The 244-nt window shown below is 50.0% G+C and carries 1 protein-coding gene; it reads left to right on the top strand.

The window, feature by feature from the left end:
* Nucleotides 1-92: 92 nt before the first annotated feature.
* Nucleotides 93-244 (top strand): Gfo/Idh/MocA family protein (locus R0J87_RS23645; RefSeq protein WP_498889437.1); only part of this gene is annotated, 152 nt, incomplete at its 3' end.

Here is a 244-nt window from a genome sequence, read left to right as displayed (position 1 = left end):
AAAAAGCACGCGACATCTTAGCGGGCGGGGAACGCGGGAAAATCTTGACCCTTCGCACCGCTTTTGGCCATTCCGGCCCTGAAACTTAGGGCATCAATAAAACAAAATCGACGTGGTTCTTCAAAAAAGAGCGCTCAGGCTACGGTGTGGGCGGGGACCTTGGCATCCATAAAATCGATTTGCTGCATTATTTGCTCGATGATGAAATCGTTCAAGTGAGCGCCGTTCAAGGAGCTTTGCACAA

It is taken from the genome of Halomonas sp. SIMBA_159, assembly GCF_046536035.1.
GTDB classification, from domain to species: Bacteria; Pseudomonadota; Gammaproteobacteria; order Pseudomonadales; family Halomonadaceae; genus Vreelandella; species Vreelandella venusta_A.
Note: the sequence above shows the minus strand (reverse complement) of the source record. Positions and strands in the feature narration are given on the sequence as shown.